Source organism: Thalassobacterium sedimentorum, from assembly GCF_031127905.1.
Taxonomy (GTDB): domain Bacteria; phylum Verrucomicrobiota; class Verrucomicrobiia; order Opitutales; family Coraliomargaritaceae; genus Thalassobacterium; species Thalassobacterium sedimentorum.
Map to the genome: position 1 here is coordinate 1 of NZ_JARXIC010000042.1, position 22,389 is coordinate 22,389.

The 22,389-nt window shown below is 54.5% G+C and carries 20 protein-coding genes; 10 read left to right on the forward strand and 10 right to left on the reverse strand.

Translation table 11 applies throughout. The features are described from left to right. Positions 1-128: 128 nt before the first annotated feature. Positions 129-2,471: a DNA topoisomerase 3 gene (locus tag QEH59_RS16325; RefSeq protein ID WP_308986454.1), complete on the reverse strand. Its 2,343-nt coding sequence runs from the start codon at positions 2,469-2,471 to the stop codon at positions 129-131. A 728-nt stretch (positions 2,472-3,199) separates the two neighbouring features. Here QEH59_RS16325 and rlmB point away from each other — a divergent pair. Next, a complete protein-coding gene (gene rlmB, locus QEH59_RS16330) occupies positions 3,200-3,769 on the forward strand; it encodes a 23S rRNA (guanosine(2251)-2'-O)-methyltransferase RlmB (protein ID WP_308986455.1) in 570 nt (189 codons plus the stop codon). Positions 3,770-3,929: 160 nt separating this feature from the next. Beyond that, positions 3,930-4,337 (forward strand): gamma-glutamylcyclotransferase family protein, encoded by a 408-nt coding sequence (locus QEH59_RS16335; protein WP_308986456.1) that lies wholly within the window; start codon positions 3,930-3,932, stop codon positions 4,335-4,337. Positions 4,338-4,719: 382 nt separating this feature from the next. On the opposite strand, the gene QEH59_RS16340 is transcribed toward QEH59_RS16335, so the two are convergent. The 4 genes from QEH59_RS16340 to QEH59_RS16355 all read right to left on the reverse strand — a co-directional run bounded on the left by QEH59_RS16340 (position 4,720) and on the right by QEH59_RS16355 (position 8,637). Then, entirely contained in the window at positions 4,720-5,982 is a 1,263-nt protein-coding gene (locus tag QEH59_RS16340) for a 6-phosphofructokinase (RefSeq protein ID WP_308986457.1), read from the reverse strand. 67 nt (positions 5,983-6,049) lie between these two features. Next, positions 6,050-7,474 carry an adenylosuccinate lyase gene (purB, locus tag QEH59_RS16345; protein WP_308986458.1) on the reverse strand — a complete coding sequence of 475 codons (1,425 nt, stop codon included), beginning with the start codon at positions 7,472-7,474 and terminating at the stop codon, positions 6,050-6,052. An 85-nt stretch (positions 7,475-7,559) separates the two neighbouring features. Continuing rightward, the gene (locus tag QEH59_RS16350; protein ID WP_308986459.1) at positions 7,560-8,162 is read right to left on the reverse strand and encodes a CPBP family intramembrane glutamic endopeptidase; all 603 of its coding nucleotides are present in this window, start codon (positions 8,160-8,162) and stop codon (positions 7,560-7,562) included. A 103-nt stretch (positions 8,163-8,265) separates the two neighbouring features. After that, positions 8,266-8,637 carry a dUTPase gene (locus tag QEH59_RS16355; RefSeq protein WP_308986460.1) on the reverse strand — a complete coding sequence of 124 codons (372 nt, stop codon included), beginning with the start codon at positions 8,635-8,637 and terminating at the stop codon, positions 8,266-8,268. 286 nt (positions 8,638-8,923) lie between these two features. On the opposite strand from QEH59_RS16355, the gene QEH59_RS16360 reads away from it, so the two are divergent. Together QEH59_RS16360 and murA are read left to right on the forward strand one after the other, a co-directional pair. Continuing rightward, positions 8,924-9,760 (forward strand): hypothetical protein, encoded by an 837-nt coding sequence (locus QEH59_RS16360; RefSeq protein ID WP_308986461.1) that lies wholly within the window; start codon positions 8,924-8,926, stop codon positions 9,758-9,760. 44 nt (positions 9,761-9,804) lie between these two features. Next, a complete protein-coding gene (gene murA, locus QEH59_RS16365) occupies positions 9,805-11,100 on the forward strand; it encodes a UDP-N-acetylglucosamine 1-carboxyvinyltransferase (protein WP_308986462.1) in 1,296 nt (431 codons plus the stop codon). Between the two features lie 216 nt (positions 11,101-11,316). On the opposite strand, the gene QEH59_RS16370 is transcribed toward murA, so the two are convergent. Next, a complete protein-coding gene (locus tag QEH59_RS16370; protein WP_308986463.1) occupies positions 11,317-12,246 on the reverse strand; it encodes a hypothetical protein in 930 nt (309 codons plus the stop codon). Between the two features lie 210 nt (positions 12,247-12,456). Between QEH59_RS16370 and QEH59_RS16375 the strand changes: the two genes are divergently transcribed. From QEH59_RS16375 to dapF, 4 genes are all read left to right on the forward strand, one after another. Beyond that, entirely contained in the window at positions 12,457-13,116 is a 660-nt protein-coding gene (locus QEH59_RS16375; protein WP_308986464.1) for a DUF134 domain-containing protein, read from the forward strand. 5 nt (positions 13,117-13,121) lie between these two features. Next, positions 13,122-13,541 (forward strand): NifB/NifX family molybdenum-iron cluster-binding protein, encoded by a 420-nt coding sequence (locus QEH59_RS16380; RefSeq protein WP_308986465.1) that lies wholly within the window; start codon positions 13,122-13,124, stop codon positions 13,539-13,541. Next, a complete protein-coding gene (locus QEH59_RS16385; protein ID WP_308986466.1) occupies positions 13,531-13,974 on the forward strand; it encodes a PaaI family thioesterase in 444 nt (147 codons plus the stop codon). Before QEH59_RS16380 ends, QEH59_RS16385 begins: the two co-directional genes overlap by 11 nt. 79 nt (positions 13,975-14,053) lie before the next feature. Then, positions 14,054-14,911 carry a diaminopimelate epimerase gene (dapF, locus tag QEH59_RS16390; protein WP_308986467.1) on the forward strand — a complete coding sequence of 286 codons (858 nt, stop codon included), beginning with the start codon at positions 14,054-14,056 and terminating at the stop codon, positions 14,909-14,911. Positions 14,912-15,153: 242 nt separating this feature from the next. On the opposite strand, the gene QEH59_RS16395 is transcribed toward dapF, so the two are convergent. Further along, positions 15,154-15,801, reverse strand: coding sequence for an HAD family hydrolase (locus QEH59_RS16395; protein WP_308986468.1), 648 nt, complete (start codon positions 15,799-15,801; stop codon positions 15,154-15,156). 107 nt (positions 15,802-15,908) lie between these two features. Continuing rightward, on the reverse strand, positions 15,909-16,355 hold the full coding sequence (locus QEH59_RS16400) for a hypothetical protein (protein WP_308986469.1): 447 nt from the start codon (positions 16,353-16,355) through the stop codon (positions 15,909-15,911). A gap of 184 nt (positions 16,356-16,539) precedes the next feature. Between QEH59_RS16400 and recA the strand changes: the two genes are divergently transcribed. Next, positions 16,540-17,625, forward strand: coding sequence for a recombinase RecA (gene recA, locus QEH59_RS16405; protein ID WP_308986470.1), 1,086 nt, complete (start codon positions 16,540-16,542; stop codon positions 17,623-17,625). 340 nt (positions 17,626-17,965) lie between these two features. Here recA and pfkB read toward each other — a convergent pair whose 3' ends face one another. Both pfkB and uvrB read right to left on the reverse strand, forming a co-directional pair. Then, a complete protein-coding gene (gene pfkB, locus QEH59_RS16410) occupies positions 17,966-18,934 on the reverse strand; it encodes a 1-phosphofructokinase (RefSeq protein ID WP_308986471.1) in 969 nt (322 codons plus the stop codon). An 82-nt stretch (positions 18,935-19,016) separates the two neighbouring features. Then, complete coding sequence (gene uvrB / locus QEH59_RS16415) at positions 19,017-21,086, reverse strand: excinuclease ABC subunit UvrB (protein ID WP_308950390.1); 2,070 nt, start codon at positions 21,084-21,086, stop codon at positions 19,017-19,019. Between the two features lie 237 nt (positions 21,087-21,323). Here uvrB and fbaA point away from each other — a divergent pair, with 237 nt between their 5' ends. Beyond that, positions 21,324-22,355 carry a class II fructose-bisphosphate aldolase gene (gene fbaA, locus QEH59_RS16420; RefSeq protein WP_308986473.1) on the forward strand — a complete coding sequence of 344 codons (1,032 nt, stop codon included), beginning with the start codon at positions 21,324-21,326 and terminating at the stop codon, positions 22,353-22,355. The last annotated feature ends 34 nt before the right edge of the window (positions 22,356-22,389 follow it).

Consider the following 22,389-nt stretch of genomic DNA (forward strand, 5'->3'; position numbering starts at 1 on the left):
TATTGATGTTCGTAGATGATGTGGGGTTTTGCATAAGTTTGTCACTGTAGCGTTTCCACGCTCCTGATAAACTCCCATGTCATCTACAAAAGGAACCTCCTAGCAAACTCTCCACTCCGCTCTGCGTGCTACGAGAAGTCGAATTTCACTTCGCCGTTTACGATCTTGAGCTTGGCGTCGAAGTCTTTGCCGGCTTTGGATTTGAAGCCGGTGATGGTGGCGGTGCTGCCGGTCTGTAGTAATTCTTTGGCGGCTTCGAGGGGGATCTCTTTTTGCGCCATCGTTTTCCAAATGACAAATTTGCAGCCGTTGCGCCAGTTGGAACAGCCGTAGGCTTTGCGCCCGATGACGATGTCGCCGCCGCAGGTGGGACACTGCCCCAAGCCTTCTTGACCGGCCTCTTTTTTGGCGACTGCGGCTTCTTCGAAACTGAAATTGCCTTGTTTGTCCAGTTGAAGGGTGGCGAAGCGTTTGCTTCCGTCGACTTCGATGGGGTGCGGGGTGAGGCTGCGCTTATGGGTCAGTATCTCACGGGCGAGTTGGGGCCCGATGCCTAGCCCCCAGAGTTCACCGGGCAGGACGAATTTGCAGCCGGCCTTCCAATCGGAGCAACCGTAGGCGGCCTTGCCGCGGATGACGGGGGCGTTGCAGATGGGACAGGGCCCGAGGTTGGCGAGGCTGACGGTCTTGGCGGAGGTGCATTGCAAAATCTCGCGAGTGTAGTCGGCGACCTCGGACATGAATTGGGCGGGATCATACTCGCCGCGCTCGACTTGTTTGAGCCGGAATTCCCAGTCGCCGGTGAGCTCGGGGGACTTGAGACGCTCGTCTTGGATCAGGGAAATGAGGCCGCGGCCCGACTCAGTGCTGATGAGGTTTTTCTTTTTGCGTTCGACGTAGTTGCGCGAAATCAGGACCTCGATGATGGAGGCGCGGGTGGCGGGGGTGCCGACGCCTTTGTCCTTGAGGGCTTCTTTGAGGGCTTCGTCGGTCACGATCTTACCGGCGGTCTCCATGAGTTGCAGCAGGGTGGCTTCGTTGAAGCGCTTGGGCGCGGAGGTTTTAAACTGGGGCAGCGAGGGTTGGTGTGGATTGCTTTCGCCCTTTTGGAAGTCGGGCAGTTCCTGCGCGGCGTCGTCGGCCTTGCCCTTGGTCTTTTTGGCGGTCTCCACGGGCTCGGATTTGCTGTAGAGCGCCTGCCAGCCGGGATCGACCAGCACCTTGCCGCGGGCGCGGAAGGGTTCTTCGGCGGCGACGGCATTGACCACGGTGACGGCCTTAATGCAGGGCGGGTAGAAGACAGCGATCAGGCGGGTGACCACTGCCTGGTAGAGCTTGCGCTCGTCCCCGGCGAGGGAGTCGCCGAGCACTTCGGTGGGCAGGATGGCGTGGTGATCGGAGACCTTTTTGTCGTCGACGATGCGGGCGTTGAAGGGCAAGGCAGCGGTGTCGAGCGGGGCGATCTCTTCGGGCTTGAGGCGGCGCAGGGCTTCTAGCAGCGGGGGGATGGTGGGCTGAATATCGCTGCTGATATAGCGGCTGTCGGTGCGGGGGTAAGTGAGGTGCTTACTTTCGTAGAGGTTTTGCGCGAGCTTGAGCGTCTGATCGGCGGTGAAGCCGTAGCGCTTATTCATATCCTGCTGCAGGGAGGTGAGATCGTAGAGCTGGGGCGGGTTGGCCTTTTCGTTCTTTTTAGTGACGGATTTGACCACCAATTCCTGGCCGGTGACTTTTTCCAGAATGGCCTGGGCCTTGGCCTGATCTTCGAATTTGCCGCCGGTGTGCTTGAAGGTGGCCTCACGGCAGAGGGTGTGGACCTCCCAGAAGTCCTTGGGCTTGAAGTATTCGATCTCGAGGTCGCGGTTGACGATCATGGCGAGAATGGGAGTCTGCACCCGGCCGAGACTGAGCAGCAGGTTGCGCTTGCCGTATTCGACGGTAAAGAAACGGGTGGCGTTGAGCCCCACGATCCAGTCGGCCTCGCTGCGGCATTTGGCGGCGTAATAGAGGCGGTCGTACTCGGTGCTGGAGGCCAGTTTCTTAAAGCCTTTTTCAATGGCGGCATTGGTCAAGGAGCTGATCCAGAGGCGCTTGCAGGGCTTATCCTCACACTCGGTCCAGGTGAGGATGTAGCGAAAGATCAGCTCCCCCTCGCGACCGGCGTCCGTCGCGCAGACAATTTCGTCGGCTTCTCGGAAGAGTTTTTTAATGATCATCAGCTGATCATGTGCGGAGCCGTCCTTGCGCGAGCGCAGTTTAAATTCTTCGGGAATGATGGGGAGATTGCTGAGGCGCCAGGGCTTCCAATCGGGCTGGTATTCTTCGGGCTCTTGCAGCTCCACCATGTGGCCGAAGGCCCAGGTAATGGTCCACTCGTCATTTTTCAGGTAGCCCTGCCCCTTGCTGGTAGCTTTGAGGTATTTCGCGATATCGCGGGCGACGGAGGGTTTTTCTGCTAAAACAACTTTCATGAGGTGTGGGTCGGACACTGTTGCGGCTTCGATAGTTCGTGCCAGACAAAAGATAAAAAATACCGTGAATGGGGACGTGGGGGACGTGACACGGGGGCTGGAAGGGACGTGGGAACTTGAACCGTTCCGTCTTCATTTCATTACGCCGTGAAATGTAATTTACGTTAATTTGCGTGAATCTTACACGACGCTGGAACTTGAACCGTTAATTTACGTTAATTTGCGTTAATCTTACACGGCGCTGGAACTTGTAAGGACGCTGGGACCTGGGAGGACGGGCTTTTCTTATATGACGCTGGGCTGGGAGGACCTGGAGCTTCTGTTTTGGTTTGGAGTTCCGCTTTTAAGCGGCTGCGTGGTGCAGGTTCAAGAGATGGTATACACATCCGATGTTCAATGTTGGGCGTTCCCCACTTTATGCCCCAATCCGGCACCTGATATTAACCGCAGATGGACGCCGATACACGCAGATCACTGAGATGAATGTTTTGTAGGGGCGTCATTGATGGCGCCCGCCGTGGTCAAGCTGCAGACAATAGGATTCTATTTATCAGCGTTCATCTGCGTTGATCTGCGGTTCAAAATAGCGTCGGGTAAGCGCTGGTGCTGACGAAGTGACACTTGCCGCTTTACCTGTGCGGGGAAAGCGGCATGATACCTGTTTTTCACTCTCTACTTTCTACTGCGCGCATCGCGCAACTACTCAGCGCTCCGCGCGCTGCCATATTATGGGCCGTAATTCTATTCATAAAATTAAACGTCCGCCTCGTCATTCGAAGGGGCCGACGATTGTTCACATCGAAAACGAGGACGACTTGTTCGACTTGATCGAACGCACGGAGAATCCTTTGATTCTGGTGCTCGAGGGCGTGCAGGATCCGCACAATCTGGGCGCTTGCTTGCGTTCGGCTTCGGGCGCGGGGGTGACTGCGGTATTGGCTCCGGTTAAGGGGGCCTGCGGAATCACACCGACGGTGCGTGACATCTCTTGTGGCGGCGCGGATGATGTGCCTTTCCTACGCATTAAGAATATCGGTATGCTCCTGCGTAAGTTCCATGAGCGGCGTATTCAAATTGTGGGCACCTCGGATCAGGGCAGCGAGATGCTCTACGATGTCGATTTCGATCAACCGACGGCACTGGTGCTGGGCAGCGAAGGCTGGGGAATCCGTAAGGTGACGGGAGATCTATGCGATCACCTGATCAGCATTCCAATGGCCGGCACTGTGGACTGCTTGAACGTATCGGTCTCTGCGGGCGTGTGTCTCTACGAAGCAGTGCGACAACGGATGAAATAGCGAACGTGGGAACGTCGAACATTGAACGTCCCACATCCAATGATGAATGTGGGACTGATTCAAACCTATCATTTACCGCAGATGGACGCGGATTTCTTATGAGGATCCTCTGCGCGTGTCGCGCGGCCTGCTGCAGCTTAGCAACGACTCAATCCCATTCATGAATTCTGATTTTAAAGTTTTTGTCTATGGCACGCTGAAGCCGGGCGGGCACTACTGGCCGGCGTTTTGTGCGGGTAAACTGGCGGCGGAGCCGGTGCCGGCGAAGATCCGGGGGGAGCTGTACGATCTGCATGTGGGCTATCCTGGCTTGCTGCTGCGGGGGGAGCAATGGGTGCATGGCTACCTGCTGGAGATGGCGAATGCAGCGGCCTTCGCAGGCTTGGACTATTTGGAAGGCTACGTGCCAAACCGGCCGGCAGCAGAGAATGACTACAATCGCCTGCGGGTGACTTGCTTCACTCCTGCGGGCGAAGCGCTGGCGGAAGTCTGGATCTACGAAATGAGCGCCGAGAAGATCGCCCAGCATGGCGCCACGCGCATCGAAAGTGGTGACTGGCCGGTTTGATGTTGGGCGGGGTGATTGGGACGCTGCGGTGACTGTGATGCGACTCTGACGCGACTCTGACGCTGCGGGCGATTCTGCGGGCGACTCTGACGCTGCGAATGCGGAGATTCGCGGGCCCGGGCCCGCTACAAAAGAAACCTCCTGAAAAACTCCTCCCTACAACTTCACGCGGTCGCTTAAAGGCGGGACTCCTAGCGCTGCACTCTGGTTGAGAGAGGGGCATCAGCATTGATATAGAATAGCTGATTTGAATACACAGAATTGGGAACGCCCAACATCGAACGTTCCCGGAATTCACAAAAAAAGCCCCGTCGCTTTTATCGCGACGGGGCTTGGAAATCGTTTCGAATGGCCCCCAATTCAGTGAATTGAGGCTACACTTTTACTCGAAGATGTGAGCGCCAAGCTTGCGGTCGACTTTTTCCATTTTGAGCTGAACGAGTGCAGGCACACCATTTTCGTAAGGGACCTTAACTTCGCCTTGAATCAATGGCAGCGCGTATTTGTAGAAGTTGTAGTTCATGCTGACGCCGTCTTCGTTGATCCAGCTCTCAGGGAGCTTTTTCACGCCGTTGGCAATCTCAGAGAGGTCGGCAAGGCCGGTCTCACATGTGTAGCTGTCGCCTTCGCCACGTAGTAAGGTGACCATTTTATCGGTATGACCTTCCACAGCGGCTTCCACTGCGGCTTGACCTGCGAGGTAAGCTTCGTCGTTGTCGGCTTGGGAAGAACAATGAACGGCCGCGCGTTGCGCCATGCCGAGCTTGACGGAGCGTGCTTTAACTTGCAGCGACTCTTCTGCGAGGGCGCGTAGGTATTCACCGGCACCGCCTAGCTGTGAATGACCAAATGCATCGGCTGTGGCACTATCGGTGGAAACATAGTTCCCGTCTGCATCGACGAGGCCTTCGCCCACAACGACCACACAGTATTTTTCCTTCTGTAGCACGTGCTGAACATCGGAGATGAATTTCTCAGCGGAAAACGCAACTTCCGGCAAATAGATCAGGTGTGGTGCTGCACTGGGCTCGTCACGGCGTTTGGCCAGAGCGGCACCGGCTGCGATCCATCCTGCGCTACGCCCCATCACTTCGATGATTTGCACTAGGTCGTGCTGGCCCATGGCTGCGTTGTCGGCGGCAATTTCCTTAACGGTGGTCGCGATGTATTTGATCACAGAACCATAGCCAGGGGTGTGGTCGGTGGTGACCAAGTCGTTGTCAATCGTCTTGGGAATACCGATCACGCGCAGAGCATAACCACGCTCTTGAGCGAGCTTGGAAATCTTGTCGGCAGTGTCTTGAGAATCATTGCCGCCGGCGTAGAAGAAGTAACGGATGTTATGCGCTTCGAAGACTTCAAGCACGCGGTCGAAATCGGTCTGACGCTTGAGCTTATAGCGGCAAGTGCCCAGGGCGGCACCTGGAGTGTAGCGAAGGCCACGGATATTTTGCTGAGATTCGGCAGCGAGGTCGATGAGTTGCTCGTTAAGAATACCGAGCACACCATTCAGGCCGCCGTAGATTTCTTCGATGCACTCGTGGTTGAGCGCTTCGGCAACGACACCGGAGAGGCTCGCGTTGATTACAGATGTAGGGCCACCAGACTGGGCGACAAGACAGTTTCCTTCGAGTTGTTCTGACATATGCGTATTGGGTGTATAAATTTAAGAGTGTGACTGTGTGTATGTGGGCCGATTCTGAAAGCAATCCTTAAAGAATTGCGCCTGGAGTATAGTCGACTGCAGCAGGGAAATTTTGAGCCTCCTCACGCACGGTGAGACAGAACTTCTCGACCTGAGCGGAAGCCAGACCAGTCATGGCTTGAGCGCGGCCCATCATTTCGCTGAGTTGTCCCAAGCTCAGTCCTAGGCGCGCATCCTCCGCGAGACGTTCGACCAGATCGTTGGCAGTAATCAGTCCTGAGCGAAGATCACGCACCGTTTGCACGGCATGCTCTTTAATCGCTTCGTGCGCTTCCTCGCGGCCGGCACCGGCTTTGACCGCTTCCATCAGCACTGTAGTGGTGGCGAGGAAGGGACCGTAGCGCTGGTTCTCTTGGTCGATGACCGCGGGATAGACTTCCATTTGATTCAGGATCGTGAGGAAAGTATCGATCAGGCCGTCGATGGCAAAGAAGCTATCCGGCAAGAAGACGCGACGCACCACCGAGCAAGAAACATCGCCCTCGTTCCACTGGTCGCCCGCAAGCTCACCCGCCATGGTCAGGTAGCCCTTCAAAATGACTGCGAAGCCATTGAGACGCTCACAGCTGCGGCTGTTCATCTTGTGCGGCATGGCAGAGGAGCCCACCTGGCCCTTGGCAAAGCCCTCACTGGCCAGTTCGTGGCCAGCCATGATGCGCAGAGTCTTAGCAAAGCTGGAAGGACCGGAAGCCAGACGCACAAAGACGGAGACCACTTCAAAGTCCAGACCACGTGGATAGACTTGGCCGACGGTATCGAGCGCCGCGCCCACACCGAGGTGGTCAAGAATCCGATCTTCCAGAGTCGCCACCTTTTCAGCATCGCCCCCGAAGAGCGTCAGCAGGTCCATCTGCGTGCCCACGGGCCCTTTGAGCCCACGCACCGGGTAGTTATCAATAATGCGATCCAGCTCGCGCACCGCGCAGAGCAGATCTTCGCCAAACATGGCCAGACGCTTACCAAAAGTAGTGGGCTGCGCCGGCACGTTGTGGGTGCGAGCCGTAATGACCAGGTCCTTCCACTGCTCTGCACGCTCTGCCACTTTGAGCAAAGCAGCGACCGCCTTCGTGCGAACGACTTCGAGCGCTTGAATGATCTGCAACTGCTCGACATTTTCCGTCAGGTCACGACTTGTCAGTCCTTTATGAATGTGCTCATAGCCCGCAAGGTCGCAGAACTCTTCGATCCGCGCCTTCACATCGTGACGCGTAATTGCTTCGCGCTCGTTAATCGATTCGAGATTAATGGTGCCCTTCACGCGCTCGTAGGCGTCGATGGCTGCTTGCGGGATGTCGAGCCCGAGATCTTTCTGCGCGCGCAAAACTGCGATCCAGTAATCACGCTCCAAGGCGATCCGCCCTTCTGCGCTCCAGACAGCCTTCATCGATTTCGATGCGTAACGAGTGGCTAAGACATTTGGTATGTTTTCCATAATGGTTTGAAATTGGGAAAACGGTGGAAAGTACAAATCTCAGCCATTCATGCGACACAAAAACAGGGAAAAACACATCAAGCGGCTAAAAGACCACGTAACCTTGTACCAGCTTGACGACAAACACGCCGAGGTTACTCGCGGCATGGGCTAACATACAGGGAAAAATCGAACGGTTGGGATTCCACGGCCCGAAGCGGATAGCGTAGAACCAGAGCGAGTTGGCGAAGAGTATGCCTGTGCTCAAGAATGCCTTAGCGGTAAAGGTCCACTCAAAGCCATCTTCGGTACTCCAAAAATGAGCATGGATGATGGCAAAAATTAAGGAAAAACCGACACAACTGGCAATCAGCAGCGCACGCCCCTTGTTCTCCACGACCAGAAAGCCGCGAAAGATCACTTCCTCGACCACGCCCGCCGCGACAATCGCAAATACGAAGAACCAGACCATCTGACTCTGCTCATCTGCCACACCCAGCGCAATCTCGCCCCCAGTTTCAAGACCGAGTAGCAGTAGCGCCCCAATCACACCAACGACATACGCTCCGACGGACACCGCAGTTGCCCCCGGCATGGCCCCCGAATTTGGCTGGCCCGACCGGGAGGCCTTATAATCCTCCCGATACATATTGCCTACATACACGGCCACACCCACATAGAGCAGGATCATCAAAGGGTTTTCGTTCATAGCTTCGCGATGTTAATAATGGCGGATGACGAATCGCCGAGCTTGAGTCATCTAGCATCCGCCATCCCTCACCCGCCATTCCTCATCCCTCATTCGTCATTCGTCAGATATGACGGGAATCGTCTTCGTCTTTTTCGACATAACCACTATCTTGCCGGTTATGATTCACCTTATTTTTCTTCGTATAGGCCTCATACACGTCCTCTGGAGTCATACCAAGCACCTGCGCCAAAGAGATCAAAAAGTGAAACAGATCCACTACTTCAACTTTGGCATTTTGCTCGTCAAATGTCTGATATTTTGCCCACCACTTCCAAGGCACGGAATCGATCAATTCCGACATTTCCTGTTGCATCGCACGTGTGTAGTTCAACACCCACTTCGCCTTATCTTCGTCTGACATATCGTCAGTATTCACACCAATCCGCTTGTTCAGGGCATCCTGAAGGTCAAAAATTTCGTCGAGTTTATCCATACTCGCATTCCTAGGTTCGGACAGAGAGGCAAGCAAGCGGATTCAACCCCTCAAGCAACTTTCAGCCAACAACTAGCAACTATTCCAACTTAACCCTTGCTCAAAAAAAACCAGTTCTCTAGCCATACACCTGTCGTCTCCCCGATGCGATCAACCGCCAACGCGCTCCGTGCCGCTTGAGCTGAAGACATCGCCCGACTGGCTGACGCCGACCAACGACTCGTCACACTGGCTATGACTGCTCTAGCCAACGAGTCACACGCACATATATCAAAACACACGACCCATGCCAGAATTCGAAGAAGAAAACGTAAACACCTCTCAGAGCCAAAGCTATACGCCTAGCACCGACGCCTCCAAAAAACCTCGCACCCGACGCCGTAGTGGCGGCTTTAAAACCGAAGTCGTCTCACTCAGCAATGCTAAGATGGGCGAAATCAGTGCCTCTGAAGGCCTGAAAGAAGAAAAGCTCAGCGGCAAGCCAACACCTGCTGGCGCACGCGAGCCTCGCAACGAGCGCGAAGACAAACCACGGCGCGAACGCAAACCGCGAGAACCACGCAGTGAGCGTAAACCACGGGAACCACGCGAACCGCGGGAACCACGTGGTGACCGCGAACCACGTGGTGACCGCGAACCACGTCAAAAACGGGAACCACGCGAGCCACGTGCACCACGCACCGACGCCAATCCACAACCAAGCGCCGAAACACTTGCAGCTATCGCCAGTGTCGAATCCAAGATCGCCGCACGCCGTGCAGAGCGGGATGCCCGCCGCGCAGAGCGAGACAAAAACCGTCCTGCTAAACCCGATCGCCCCACGCGTCCGGAGCGCACAGAGCGCAAGCCCAACGCCAGAAGCGAAGGCAGTAGAAAACCAGCTCCTAAGAAAAAGGGATTGCTCGCATCCATTCTAAGTATTTTCGGACTCGGCGGTAAAGAAGCGCCAGCCCCCACCAAGCAAAATTCCAATCGAAACGGCCACCCACAGGGTAAAGGCGGCAGTCGCGGTGGACAAAACCGCGCACGCAGCGGCAAGGGAGGCCAACGTGGCGGACAAAATCGTAAACGCGGCAGCAATGGAGGCAACCGCACTAACCGCCGCAGCGATAAAGCCGAATAAGCCGCTGCTAGCGCACCACCCATATCCCATAAAAAACACATCTAATGGACGTCTTCAAAGTTAGTGGCAATGGCCCCCTAAATGGACAAATCGACGTTGGTGGCGCCAAGAATGCGGCTCTACCGATTCTAGCCGCCACTCTACTCAGTGACGAAACCGTCACCCTGCGCAACGTCCCCGACTTAAGCGACATGCGCTTCATGCTCGAGATCCTACGCCATATCGGAGCGGAAACCGTGCAACCGGAGCCTGGTGTCTGGAAAATCACTTCAAAAAAGATCACCCACATCGCGCCCTATGACCTAGTGCGCAAGATGCGTGCTTCGGTATGCCTGCTAGGCCCCCTAGTGGCTCGCATGCGCAAGGCCGAAGTCTCGATCCCCGGCGGTTGCGTCATCGGCCCCCGCCCCATCGACCTTCATATTAAGGGGCTGAAGAAACTCAATTGCCAAGTCGAGATTTCAAATGGCTACGTCCACGTAGACGCCTCAGAAATACAAGGCGGCCCCATTTTCCTCGGTGGCCGCAGCGGCAGCACCGTAACCGGCACCGCTAACATCGTGATGGCCGCCACTCTCGCCCCCGGCACCACTCGTCTAGAATGTGCCGCCTGTGAGCCCGAAGTCGTCGACCTATGTAATATGCTGGTCAAAATGGGCGCAAAAATCACTGGTATCGGCAGCCCCGAACTCGTCATCACTGGCGTCGAAAAACTGCATGGCTGCGAGCACAGCGTAATCGCCGACCGCATCGAAGCTGGCACTTTTGTCATCGCCGGGGCCATTACCCGCGGCGATGTCACCGTCAAGGGAATTGCCCCCAAGTTACTAGGCGCCTTTCTCGACAAACTGGAAGAGGCCGGTCTACCGATGGAGCTCGGCGAGGACTACATTCGCGTGCTCCCCTATCAAGGCTCACTCAAAACTGTGGACGTCGTCACCCTACCACACCCTGGCTACCCCACTGACTTGCAAGCACAACTGGGCGCACTGATGACTCAGACCGAAGGTCTTTCCATCATCACCGAGCGTATTTACCCCAACCGTTTCATGCACGTGCCCGAGCTACAGCGCATGGGAGCCGACATCTCGATAGAAGGTCCCAGTGCGATCATCAAAGGTGCGAGCAAACTCTCCGGCGCCCCAGTCATGGCCTCCGACTTACGCGCTTCCGCCGCGCTCATCCTGGCGGCCTTTGCCGCCGAGGGCGACACTTGGATTCAACGCATCTACCACCTCGACCGCGGCTACGAACGCTTCGAGCAGAAGCTCGCCGCCATTGGCGCCAAGATTGAGCGCCTGAGCGACAAGGACATGCCCAAAGAATTGCTCGAAGACTAAGCCCTCCCCCCCCCCCCCGGGATCGCGAATCTCCGCATTCGCAACGTCAGAGTCAGCTCATTGCAGATTCATCTGTTTTTGAATCTCTGGGTAGGCTCGTCTCGCCGAGACGACCGTTGGCATGAAGCGCTGCGGACATAAATAAGGTTCGCTGACGTTTGAAGCAAAATCGGCGAACGGCCGCCTTAGCAATGCGGCCCTACCGCAATAAGCGTTTTAATCCAGCTCGACCGCTTCGATGTGAATATCCAGCGAGCGAATCTGGATCCCTGTATAACTCTCTACCTGTCGGATCGCATAATCGTGCAGCTCCTGGCAGGTATTTGCTGCCTCTGTGCCGAAGGGCAATGAAACTCGCATCTTGATACGATAGCCATCATCACTTTGAGCGATCCGGATCTTGCGAATTTCCAATTGAGGCGCTTTTTCACGCATACAGTGCAAGATCATCTGAGTCAGCGCCACCTCCGAAATCGTCACCGCTCCCTTAGAGTGGAAGCTCGGCCGCACAATCGTCTTATCATAGCCGCTCTTGTGTCGAGTACGGTCAAAAAACACCTTAATCGCGTGCGCGACCAACTTAGGATAGGCCTGCTTCACCTCAATCACTGGCAAGGGTATAATGTGCTTCCCATGCGTTTTCCGGTCATGGATCGCCGCCGCAATCTCATCCTGCGATGCCACATCCTCGATCTGAATTATCTCACTCGGCGCCGGCAATCGTAAGGTCTCACAGTTACGCAAAATCATACGCTCACTGGTCCCCAGTAACAGTATGCGCGGAAATTCGGCTAGCTCCAGAGTCGCCAACACCTCTTCCAGATGCTCCGGATCATAAAACATCGCTGTTTTAACCGCCGCAATATAATGCGTAGTCTCCTTGGCAGAACGGCCCGCCACAATCTTCCCTTTATGGATTAACAAGCCATCATCGATGATCGCATCGATCCCACGGCTATCCGCAATCAGTCGCGCTCGGAAACTCTTCCCCGTTCCCGACTTGCCCACCAAAGCGAACACTTCAGGCACATACACCTCCCGCGGCGGAGTAGGCTCCACACATCCTAGCGCCTCATCATTCCCTCGACCGAAAAACTGATCAAAGCGGGCTGCGATGCGGCTTTTTATATTTACGATCTTATTCACGAATATTCGCGCTAAAACATAGCGAGACTTCCAGCAGAGCCCAGAGAAAACCGTCCCCGCAGAGCCTCTGCTCAGAATGAGAAGCACAGCTAATTAGTCTTAATACAAGCAGACGAAACCCTGCCACTACTTGACCATTATGAGATTATTCCCATAATGGTCAAATAAATGAACAACGCAAAAGATAGCCATTCACACTCTAAGTAACCAATGCCACGCCCCCGTAAAGCCCGCACGCTAGCCAGTCTGCCCGCCCCCGTCATCTACATTCCCGCGGGTTGGACCCAGCATCAGTCCACGCCCGTCGAAGTCGCGATCGAGGATTTTGAGATCATGCGCCTATGCGACGGACACAACTTAAACATCGAAGACGCCGCCAAGAAAGTCGGCGTCTCACGTAGCACCGCCGGCCGCATGTTGGCACGCGCACGTCGTGCCATCGCCCTTGGTTTCGAACAGCGCGCTCCCATTTACCTCGACGCCAGCGAGGAGCTCGTGCTCACACCGCCCGAGCACCTCGAACCCAATAATTATGAATGCCTCAGGCCATCCAACAACGCTCACTTGGCGATCGCCTGCGCGAGTCCACAAAGCAGCAGCCCCGTAGAACGCATGTTTGGTCGTGCCCCTGGTTTCGCAATTATTTGTCCCGATGACAGCCGACTTGCGTATATACAAAACCCCGGCACAAGGCTCAAGCGAAACGCCGCAGCTGCGGCAGTCAAACTATTAAAAACGCAGGGCGTATCACGTGTGGTAGCAGGACGCTTTGGACCGGAAGCCATCCAGGCACTGGCCTCCGCAACAATACAACCGATCGTCGCCAACGGTTTTTCACTCAAGCAGGCAATTGAACTCTTCAATCAATAAACACTATGAAAAGGCACGCAGAAAACACCATCACTCGGATCGCCATTCCGGTTCGAAACAACGCAGGCTTGCTGTCAAAGGTGAGCGCACACTTCGGTAAATCACCAGGATTCATAGTCGTCGACAGTAACGGAGAGAACTGTCACTACCTCGACACGAAAAGCGCACGCCTGCAGCACGAATGCGCCCCCATCCGGGCACTGGTCCAGGATGGAGGACGCGTCATTCTCTGCCAAAGCATGGGCCGCGGAGCCTTGGCCCGCAGCCACGAAGCGGGACTAAGGATTTACAAAGCGAAGCCCAACAGCCTAGTCGCTGAAACACTCAGCGCCTACCATCAAGGCGACTGCCCGGACTTCCCCGACAGCGCACTCTGCTCACACGTGCACCATGAACATTCTCATGAAGATCCTAATGAAGATTAAAGAGTCCCTACACCCCACCAGCGTCATCAAGCTCAGCCGCTTACGCAACAAAGGGCACGATCGCTGCCTAGCCTGCACACACCCTGAACTCAAGTTGGATTTTACTCTGGATGATCCACACACCCTACGCACCTCTATCGATTTCACAGACTCCATGACCAGCTTTAACGACATGGTACATGGAGGGCTTCAAGCCTTCGTTATCGATGAGGCCATGACCTGCGCCCTGATGGGGCTCGGCATTTACGGCGCAACCGCGGAGCTAAAGCTGCGTTACCGCCATCCTGTCGAGGTTGGCCCCACCGCTCACATCCGAGTCTGGGTCGAGCGTCGCGACCGTAGACTCAGCGAAATCAAGGCAGAGCTGACTCAAAAAGGCACAGTCTGTACCAAAGCTCAGGCCCGTTTTATGCAACTAAGTTTACATCCTTAGCGACCGGCCCGCATCTTGTTATCATAATTTTCCGACTAAATATTTGCTTCCAATACAAAGCGCGATTCATTCAGCCTGAATGAACTACGCCAAATACCACGCACTCGGAAACGATTACCTCGTCCTAGACCCAAAGGACGCCAATGAACTCCCCGACAAAGATGCCATCGTTCGCATCTGCCACCGCAACTTCGGGCTAGGCTCAGACGGCATTCTCTACGGCCCACTCGAGTCCGACAAAGCCGATTTCGGCCTCCGCATCATGAATCCAGACGGCAGCGAAGCTGAAAAAAGCGGCAACGGCCTGCGCATTTTCGCCCGCTACCTCTACGACACCGGCGCGGTTAAAAACGAAGCCTTCAGCGTCGACACACTCGGCGGCATCGTCACTTGCAAAATTGCTGACAATGCCGAGTCCATTACAGTCGATATGGGCAAAGTCAGCTTTGCCATGAACCACATTCCCGTCGATGGCCCCGAACAAAGTGATCATAACTTTGGTCAACCACTCAGCTTTAACGGCAAAACTCAAACTGTCTATGTCGCCGATATCGGCAACCCACATTGCGTGGTGGTACAAGACGAAATCAGTGCCCAACAAGCCCATCAGGATGGAGCCAAGATCGAAGTACATGAAGCCTTCCCCAACCGCACCAACGTACAGTTTTTGAAGGTGATCGACCGCAACAACATTCAAATTGAAATTTGGGAACGCGGCGCAGGCTACACTCTGGCCTCCGGCTCCAGCAGTAGTGCAGCAGCCGCCGTCGCGCACCGCATCGGGCTTTGCGATCGTGACATCACAGTACATATGCCTGGCGGTCAGATCGCCATCCACATTGGAGATGATTTTGCCATCCGCATGACCGGCCCTGCCACACGGGTCGCAAACATGCAATTCGACGAGGAAGCGCTCAGCTTTAAAGTCGAAGCGTAATTGTTAGACCTGACGAACTCCGCCTGCTTAACTCCGCCTGCTTAACGGGCGGAGTTACTGCCGGGGCAAGATGTAAAACTGCTTCAAATAGCCTAATAGAGACTGATACAGGCTAGCGTAGCGCTCTCGGGGTGCTCGCAAAAAAATAACCTAAATTAAAAACGACACATTGCTCAACCTCGAACCAATAGCAGAATCGAGCACTGGTGAATTCACACGGCAACTACGTTCAAACAAACAGATCACCCCTGCTGCAGCAGATCCAGCAACTCAGACATTGAACCGAGCACCGGTTTGCCCGTAACAGCCAATCTCTCTGCACTATGATGCCCGTGCGAGAGAAGAATACACTCAGCACCAATGGCTTCAGCCACCTCAAAGTCATGCAAGGTGTCACCAATCAGCACCACCTCTTCAGGCCTCCAAGGCAGTTGCTCAATCCAAGACCTGCCGCGCGCCACCTTTCCCTGAGCATAAATATTATCCGTACCTGCAAGCCCAGTAAAATGCGAGCGAATGCCATAGTGGCGAATCCCGGAATCAAGCGCTTCCTGCTTCGCTGCCGACAACACAGATTGAGTAAGCCCCAGCTCGGTCAACGCAGCCAAAAGCTGTCCAACATCTGCATGTAAAGCACACTCCTGAAACCAACGCGCCTCATAGTCACCGATAAATTCACGACTCACCTGATCAAAGCTGTCCACATCTGTATCAAAGCCCAAATATTCATAAAAATGAATTACTGGAAAACCAAAATTAGCGCGATAATCTACATCGGTAATAGATGCACGCCCACGCCGAGCTAACAAACCATTTAACACTTCCACACAAAGCGAAGTATCATTCAGCAGAGTACCATTCCAATCCCAGATTACGTGTTTATAAGTCATTTTTATCAGAAAGCATTAGCCAGAATTCATACCTCGGACATCCGGAGCAGACTGTCAACATCTACGCCCCGGCCCGAGACATCGAAATCTTAATCCCGACACTGCCATCAGTCCAGCAAATCAGGCTTACGTTGAAAGAGCACCACAGGGACCTGTAAGAGTGCAAAGAAAATCAGCATGCCCTCAAACCCCGGAATGCCAAGACGCTCGCCGCGATCCGCAGCCGCCATATATGCGAACATCACAACTGCGATCATTACAAAAACAAACAAGGCCGACATTCCGATCAATAGCGCATACCCCACACGCCAGGTCCGCTCTGACATTCGAGCAAACGGAAGACACAAGACCAGTCCATACAGGACAAAATAAACAGCCTTAAAAAGATCGAAAGTTCCCAAGCCCTGAATCAACCCCGTAATCCCCAGCACCCAAAGCAACAAAGCCAAGATATAGCCTACGCCGCGTGCATAGCGTAGCCCACGTAGTCCACGTAGTCCACGTAGCTCATGGACGGTTGAAGCGGTATCATCAATAGACTGCGGCGTGCTCATACTCCAAAAACAGAATACTTTACCAACGAATTGCAAAGCTTTCCTCTCGGTACTGAAAAGCCCGGGAGCCAGACTGACAGCAATCGCCCAAAGTAGTGAACAAATTATCATTTAGCCTTGCCATATGACAACCGCCTTTCAAACTACACCACAATCCTAAGACTTCAAACACAAGAACACAAACATGGCCGCAAAAACACAAATCCAAAAGACCCAACGCACTCCAGAAGGCGATCGTAAAAACCTCGACCTCGCCATTTCCGGTATCAATAAGCAATTCGGAGCCGGCGCTCTGATGCGCCTAGGCGAAGCCACTAAAATGGAGGTCGATGTCATCTCGACTGGCTCCATCGCCATCGATATCGCACTTGGCATCGGCGGTCTCCCGCGCGGCCGCATCTGCGAAATCTACGGCCCCGAAAGCTCTGGTAAAACCACCTTCTGTCTCAGTGCCATTGCCGAAGCTCAAAAGCAAGGCGGTAACGCCGTCTTCATCGACGTCGAGCACTCGCTCGACCCCCGCTACGCCAAGATCGTGGGTGTAGATTTAGACAACTTAATGGTCTCTCAACCCGAAAGCGGAGAAGATGCCCTCAACATCACCGAAACTCTAATTCGCTCCGGCGCAGTCGACATCATCGTAGTCGACTCTGTCGCCGCTCTCGTATCCAAGAACGAGCTCGACGGACAAATGGGCGACACCACCGTCGGCCTACAAGCGCGCATGATGAGCCAGGCGATGCGCCGCCTGACCGGTGCCATCAGCAAATCGCAGTGCGTCGTGCTCTTCACCAATCAGATTCGTGAAAAAATCGGCGTTATGTTCGGCAGCCCCGAAACACAGCCTGGTGGCCGCGCCCTCAAATTCTTCGCATCTGTACGGATGGATATCCGCCGCACTGGACAAATCAAAGAAAGCAACGGCAAGGTCGTCGGCAATCGCACCCGCATCAAGATCGTCAAAAACAAAGTTGCGCCCCCCTTCACCGAAAGCGAATTCGACATCATGTATAGCGAAGGCATTTCCCACGCCGGCTCCTTGGTCGACCTCGGCGTCGAGCACAAGATCCTTGAGAAGAAGGGCTCTTGGATTTCCTACAAGGGCGAAATGATCGGTCAAGGCCGCGAAGCAGCCAAGATCCACCTCAAAGACACACCCGAGCTCGCCAATGAATTGACTCAGCTCATAATGGAGAAAGTGCATCCCAAAGCCGGCGAATCTCTGACTGGCGAGAGTAAAGAAGAAGAGAGCGAAGCAGCAGAATCATAAACATCGTAGCGGCGGCATCGCAGGCTGCAGTTTGAATGATTAAACAAGAGCGCACTGACCACACCGACAATTGGCAGTGCGCTTTTTTAGGTCCAGTTCAAAGCTCTTGAAGCACTCCAAACAGTCCACCTTTTTCGATACAAAAAGGAACACAAAACCAATCGCTACGATCATCACAGTGAACAGATTCATCTCCCTCATATTCACATTGCCTATCTCGCAGTAGAGGCAGATCAAAAGTCCATTCGCCTCCTTAGGCAAATTTAGTATTCATCAAACGAATACAGAATTGAGAAAATAAGCATCCACATCACTAAGCTTTACTGACTTCGACATATAATTACTTTGATGGGGCATCCCCCGAGGCAATCGACTGCACGCGCACGCGCGCCATTCGCTGCTGCAACTCATCGGGCGCAGGAAGCGCAGACACTAAAGACTCCAATCGACTCCAAGCATACACAGTGGCCCGGCGCGTGCAGTCCTCTAGCGGCGCTCCCGCCAGGCGCCCCTGCAAATAACCCGCCAAAAGGGAATCACCGGCACCCACGGTGCTGATCACATTGACTGGAGGCGCACTCGCCATCAGCTCGGAATCCTCCGTCAGAAACAACGCCCCATCGCCTCCCAGCGAAACGATTAGGTTTGGAATGCGCTCGCGACAGAGCTTACGCGCCGCTTCCAGAATGGCTTGAAAATCATCAAATTTCGCATCCAACAGCTCCGCCAACTCATGCTCATTGGGCTTCGCCAAATCTACGCCCGCAGCGACTGCGGCCTTCAAGGCCGCACCACTGGAATCGATCGCAACTTTGGCCCCCGCCTCACGTAAGCGAGGAATCAGCTCAAGCAAAAAGGCAGGCTCCACACCACGGGGCAAGCTACCGGCGATCACTACCCAGGTGCCGGCTTGCACCTGTTGCAACAGAGTGGACAACAAACCCTCACATTGCGCCGAGCTGGGAGCGGGCCCTGGCAAATTGAGATCTGTGGTGTCATTCGCCTGCGCATCGATAATCTTAATGCCGGTGCGCGTTTCACCCGGCACACGAATAAAGTTATCCTGCAGAGCGTGCCGTTTGAAGTGTGTTTCAAAAATCGCGGGGTTGTCTTCGCCCAAAAAGCCAGTGACTGCAACCGAAGCTCCCCCCAGCGCGAGCATCGTAGCGACATTCACGCCTTTACCGCCTGCTTGGCGATGCGAATCAGTGGCCCGATGCACAGTGCCCCGCAGCAGCTGATCCACAAATACGGTATGGTCGATCGCTGGATTTAGAGTCACTGTGATGATTGAGGGCTTAGTGTTCATAGTCATCATGCTTGAGGCTTTCTATTATGGAGCTCCCATATTCTAACCGATCAAAGAAAAAGGTCAATGAAAGGCCCCTCCACTATTTTTTCTTTCTAGGCAGGCCACTCTTATTATAAACAGCCTTAGATTTACGTTTTTTGTAGGGTTTACTCTTGGCGGCACCACTCTCGCCACCGCCATGTTTACCGCTCTGCAGAGTCTCGATTTGATCGCGGATCATGGCCGCTTTCTCGAATTCCAACTTACGCGCGGCCTCCAGCATTTCCTCCTCCATCTCGGCGATGACTTCCGCGACATCGCGATCGTCGGACTCCGCGAGCAGGCCGATGACATCGTCTTCGCGTTCATCGTAGCGCTTGCCGGGTGCCTGCAAGCCATCATCGATCTCGCGCTTCACCCCAACCGGGATGATGCCGTGCTGCTTATTATGTGCGAGCTGCTTCTCCCGGCGGTAATCGGTGGTTTCTAAGGTGAGTTGAATCGACTTGGTAATCACATCGGCATAGAGAATGACGCGCCCCTTCTCATGGCGCGCCGCACGGCCGGCGGTTTGAATCAAGCTGGTGGCGCTACGCAAAAAGCCCTCCTTGTCGGCATCGAGAATCGCCACCAAGGCCACTTCGGGCAAATCCAGTCCCTCCCGCAGCAGATTGACCCCTACCAAGACATCAAATTCCCCCTTGCGCAGACGGCGCAAAATCTCGACGCGTTCGATGGCGTCGATGTCGGAGTGCAAGTATTCCACCTTCAGCCCTGCCTCGCGCAGGTAATCGCTCAAGTCCTCCGACATGCGCTTGGTCAAAGTCGTGGCGAGGGTGCGCTCGCCCATGTCGGCCGCCTGACGCACTTCGCCAATAAAGTCTTCCACCTGCCCCTGAATCGGGCGAATTTCCATCACCGGATCCACCAAGCCGGTCGGGCGAATCACTTGCTCGGCAATCACCTTGGATACGTCGTACTCATGCTGCGCAGGGGTCGCGGACACGTAGATGGTCTGCCCGGTGATTTGATTAAACTCCTCCTCCTTTTGCGGACGATTATCCATGGCCGAAGGCAGACGAAAGCCAAAGTCGACTAGACGCTCTTTGCGCGCGCGGTCGCCATTATACATAGCGCGCACCTGGGGCAAGGTCACGTGACTCTCATCGACAAAGAGCAGCGCGTCCTCGGGAAAGAAATCGATCAGGCAGAAGGGACGCTCCCCGGGCTTACGGCCGGAAAGGTAGCGTGAGTAATTTTCAATGCCGGTGCAAAAGCCCATCTCTTGCAGCAGCTCGATATCGTATTCCGTGCGCATGCGAATGCGCTGCGCCTCGATCAACATGTTTTTCGATTCAAAATATGCGACGCGTTCTTCCAGCTCTTGCCGGATGCCCGCGATCGCGGCATCAACTTTATCCTTGGGAGTCACGTATTGAGTGGCCGGATACAGGTTAAACATTTCCAGCTGCTCGCTGGTCTCTCCAGTCACAGGATCCAGCTCGCGAATGCTCTCGATTTCGTCGCCCCAGAACTCAATACGAATCCCCGACTCCATATAGGCGGGGTAAATATCCACCACGTCGCCGCGCACCCGAAAGCTGCCACGCTTGAAGTCGACATCATTGCGCTCATAGAGAATCCCGACCAGCTGCTCCAGAAAGTCGTCGCGCGAAAGCTCCAGCCCCGCACGTAGCGGCAGCATCATCGCCTTGAAGTCCTCCGGCGAACCGAGACCGTAGATGCAGGACACACTGGCGATCACAATCACGTCCTTGCGGCTGATCAGCGACGACGAGGCAGAGATACGCAAGCGCTCGATATCGTCGTTGATCGAGGAATCTTTCTCGATGTAGGTATCCGTCTGCGGAATGTAGGCCTCCGGTTGGTAGTAGTCGTAATAGCTGACGAAATACTCGACCGCATTTTCCGGAAAGAAGGCCTTAAACTCGGAGTAGAGCTGCGCAGCCAAGGTCTTATTGTGCGAAATAATCAGCGCCGGACGCTGCAACTGCTGGATAACATTGGCCATGGAGAAGGTTTTTCCCGAGCCCGTCACCCCCAACAAGGTCTGATAACGATTGCCTGCACGGATAGACTCGACCAGTTGTCGAATCGCTTCTGGTTGATCCCCTTGCGGAGAGTAGTCGCTGCTCAGTTTAAAATCCACAGAAATACAGATTGCAGAGTTCCCAAGAGACGCAAGCGCAAGGCGGGCCTTTCGTAGTCGCAAATATGCAACCACTTGGTGACAAAAAACTCAAAAAAATGCTACAGAGACAGCCGACCTCCTCAATTACATGATTGAAAATACCTTGAAAAAGCGATTTAACTTGCGATTCACCCAAGCATAACATTAGAACTGCTTACTTAACTCGCAAAATAGATAAACCAAACTAATCGAAAGATGCCAGTAGCAACACCAAAACAATACGAAGCGATGCTCGACGCCGCCCAAAAGGGCAACTACGCCTACCCGGCCGTCAACGTGACTTCGATCACCACAATCAATGCCGCACTCAAAGCATTCTCCGATGCGAAAACTGACGGAATCATCCAGGTTTCCACAGGTGGCGGTCAATTTGCATCCGGTCTGAATGTTGGCGATGCCGCGTTCGGTGCCATCGTATTGGCCGAAGCGACTCATATTCTTGCTGAAAAGCATGATGTGTTGGTTGCCCTGCACACCGACCACTGCCACCCAGAAAAGGTGGACGGCTTCCTGAAGCCCCTCCTCGAAGCTTCTCGCAAGCGTATCGCAGAAGGTAAGGGTCCCCTCTTCCAGTCACACATGTTTGACGGTTCTGTCGTCGACCTGAAGGAAAACCTCGAGATCTCCAAGGCACTGCTTAAGGAGTGTGCTGAGCTCGACATCATCCTTGAAGTTGAAGCTGGTTGCGTCGGCGGCGAAGAAGACGGCCACGACACCTCTGGCCTGCCCGCTGAAAAGCTCTACACCACTCCAGAAGACATGGTTGAAGTTTATGAAGCCCTCCAGCCAATCGGCCGCTTCCTCTTCGCTGCAACTTTCGGCAACGTGCACGGCGCTTACAAGCCCGGCTCCGTAAAGCTCAAGCCAACCATCCTGCGCGACGGCCAAAAGGCAGTCACCGAGAAACATGGCGCCGATGCACTCATGGACCTCGTCTTCCACGGCGGTTCCGGCTCCGAGCTCAGCGACATTCGAGAAACTCTGGAGTATGGCGTCGTCAAGATGAACATCGACACCGACACCCAGTACGCATTCACACGCCCAGTCGTGACACACATCTGCGAAAACATCGAAGGTGTGCTGAAGATCGACGGCGAAGTCGGCAACAAGAAGGTCTACGATCCACGTGGCTACCTGAAAAAAGCTGAAAAGAACATGGCGGATCGCCTCATGCAGGCTGCCGACGATCTCTGCTCCACAGGCAAGACGATTTTCGGCACTGTGTAAAGTCAGCCAACTCACTCTACTTTTGTCAAAGCCG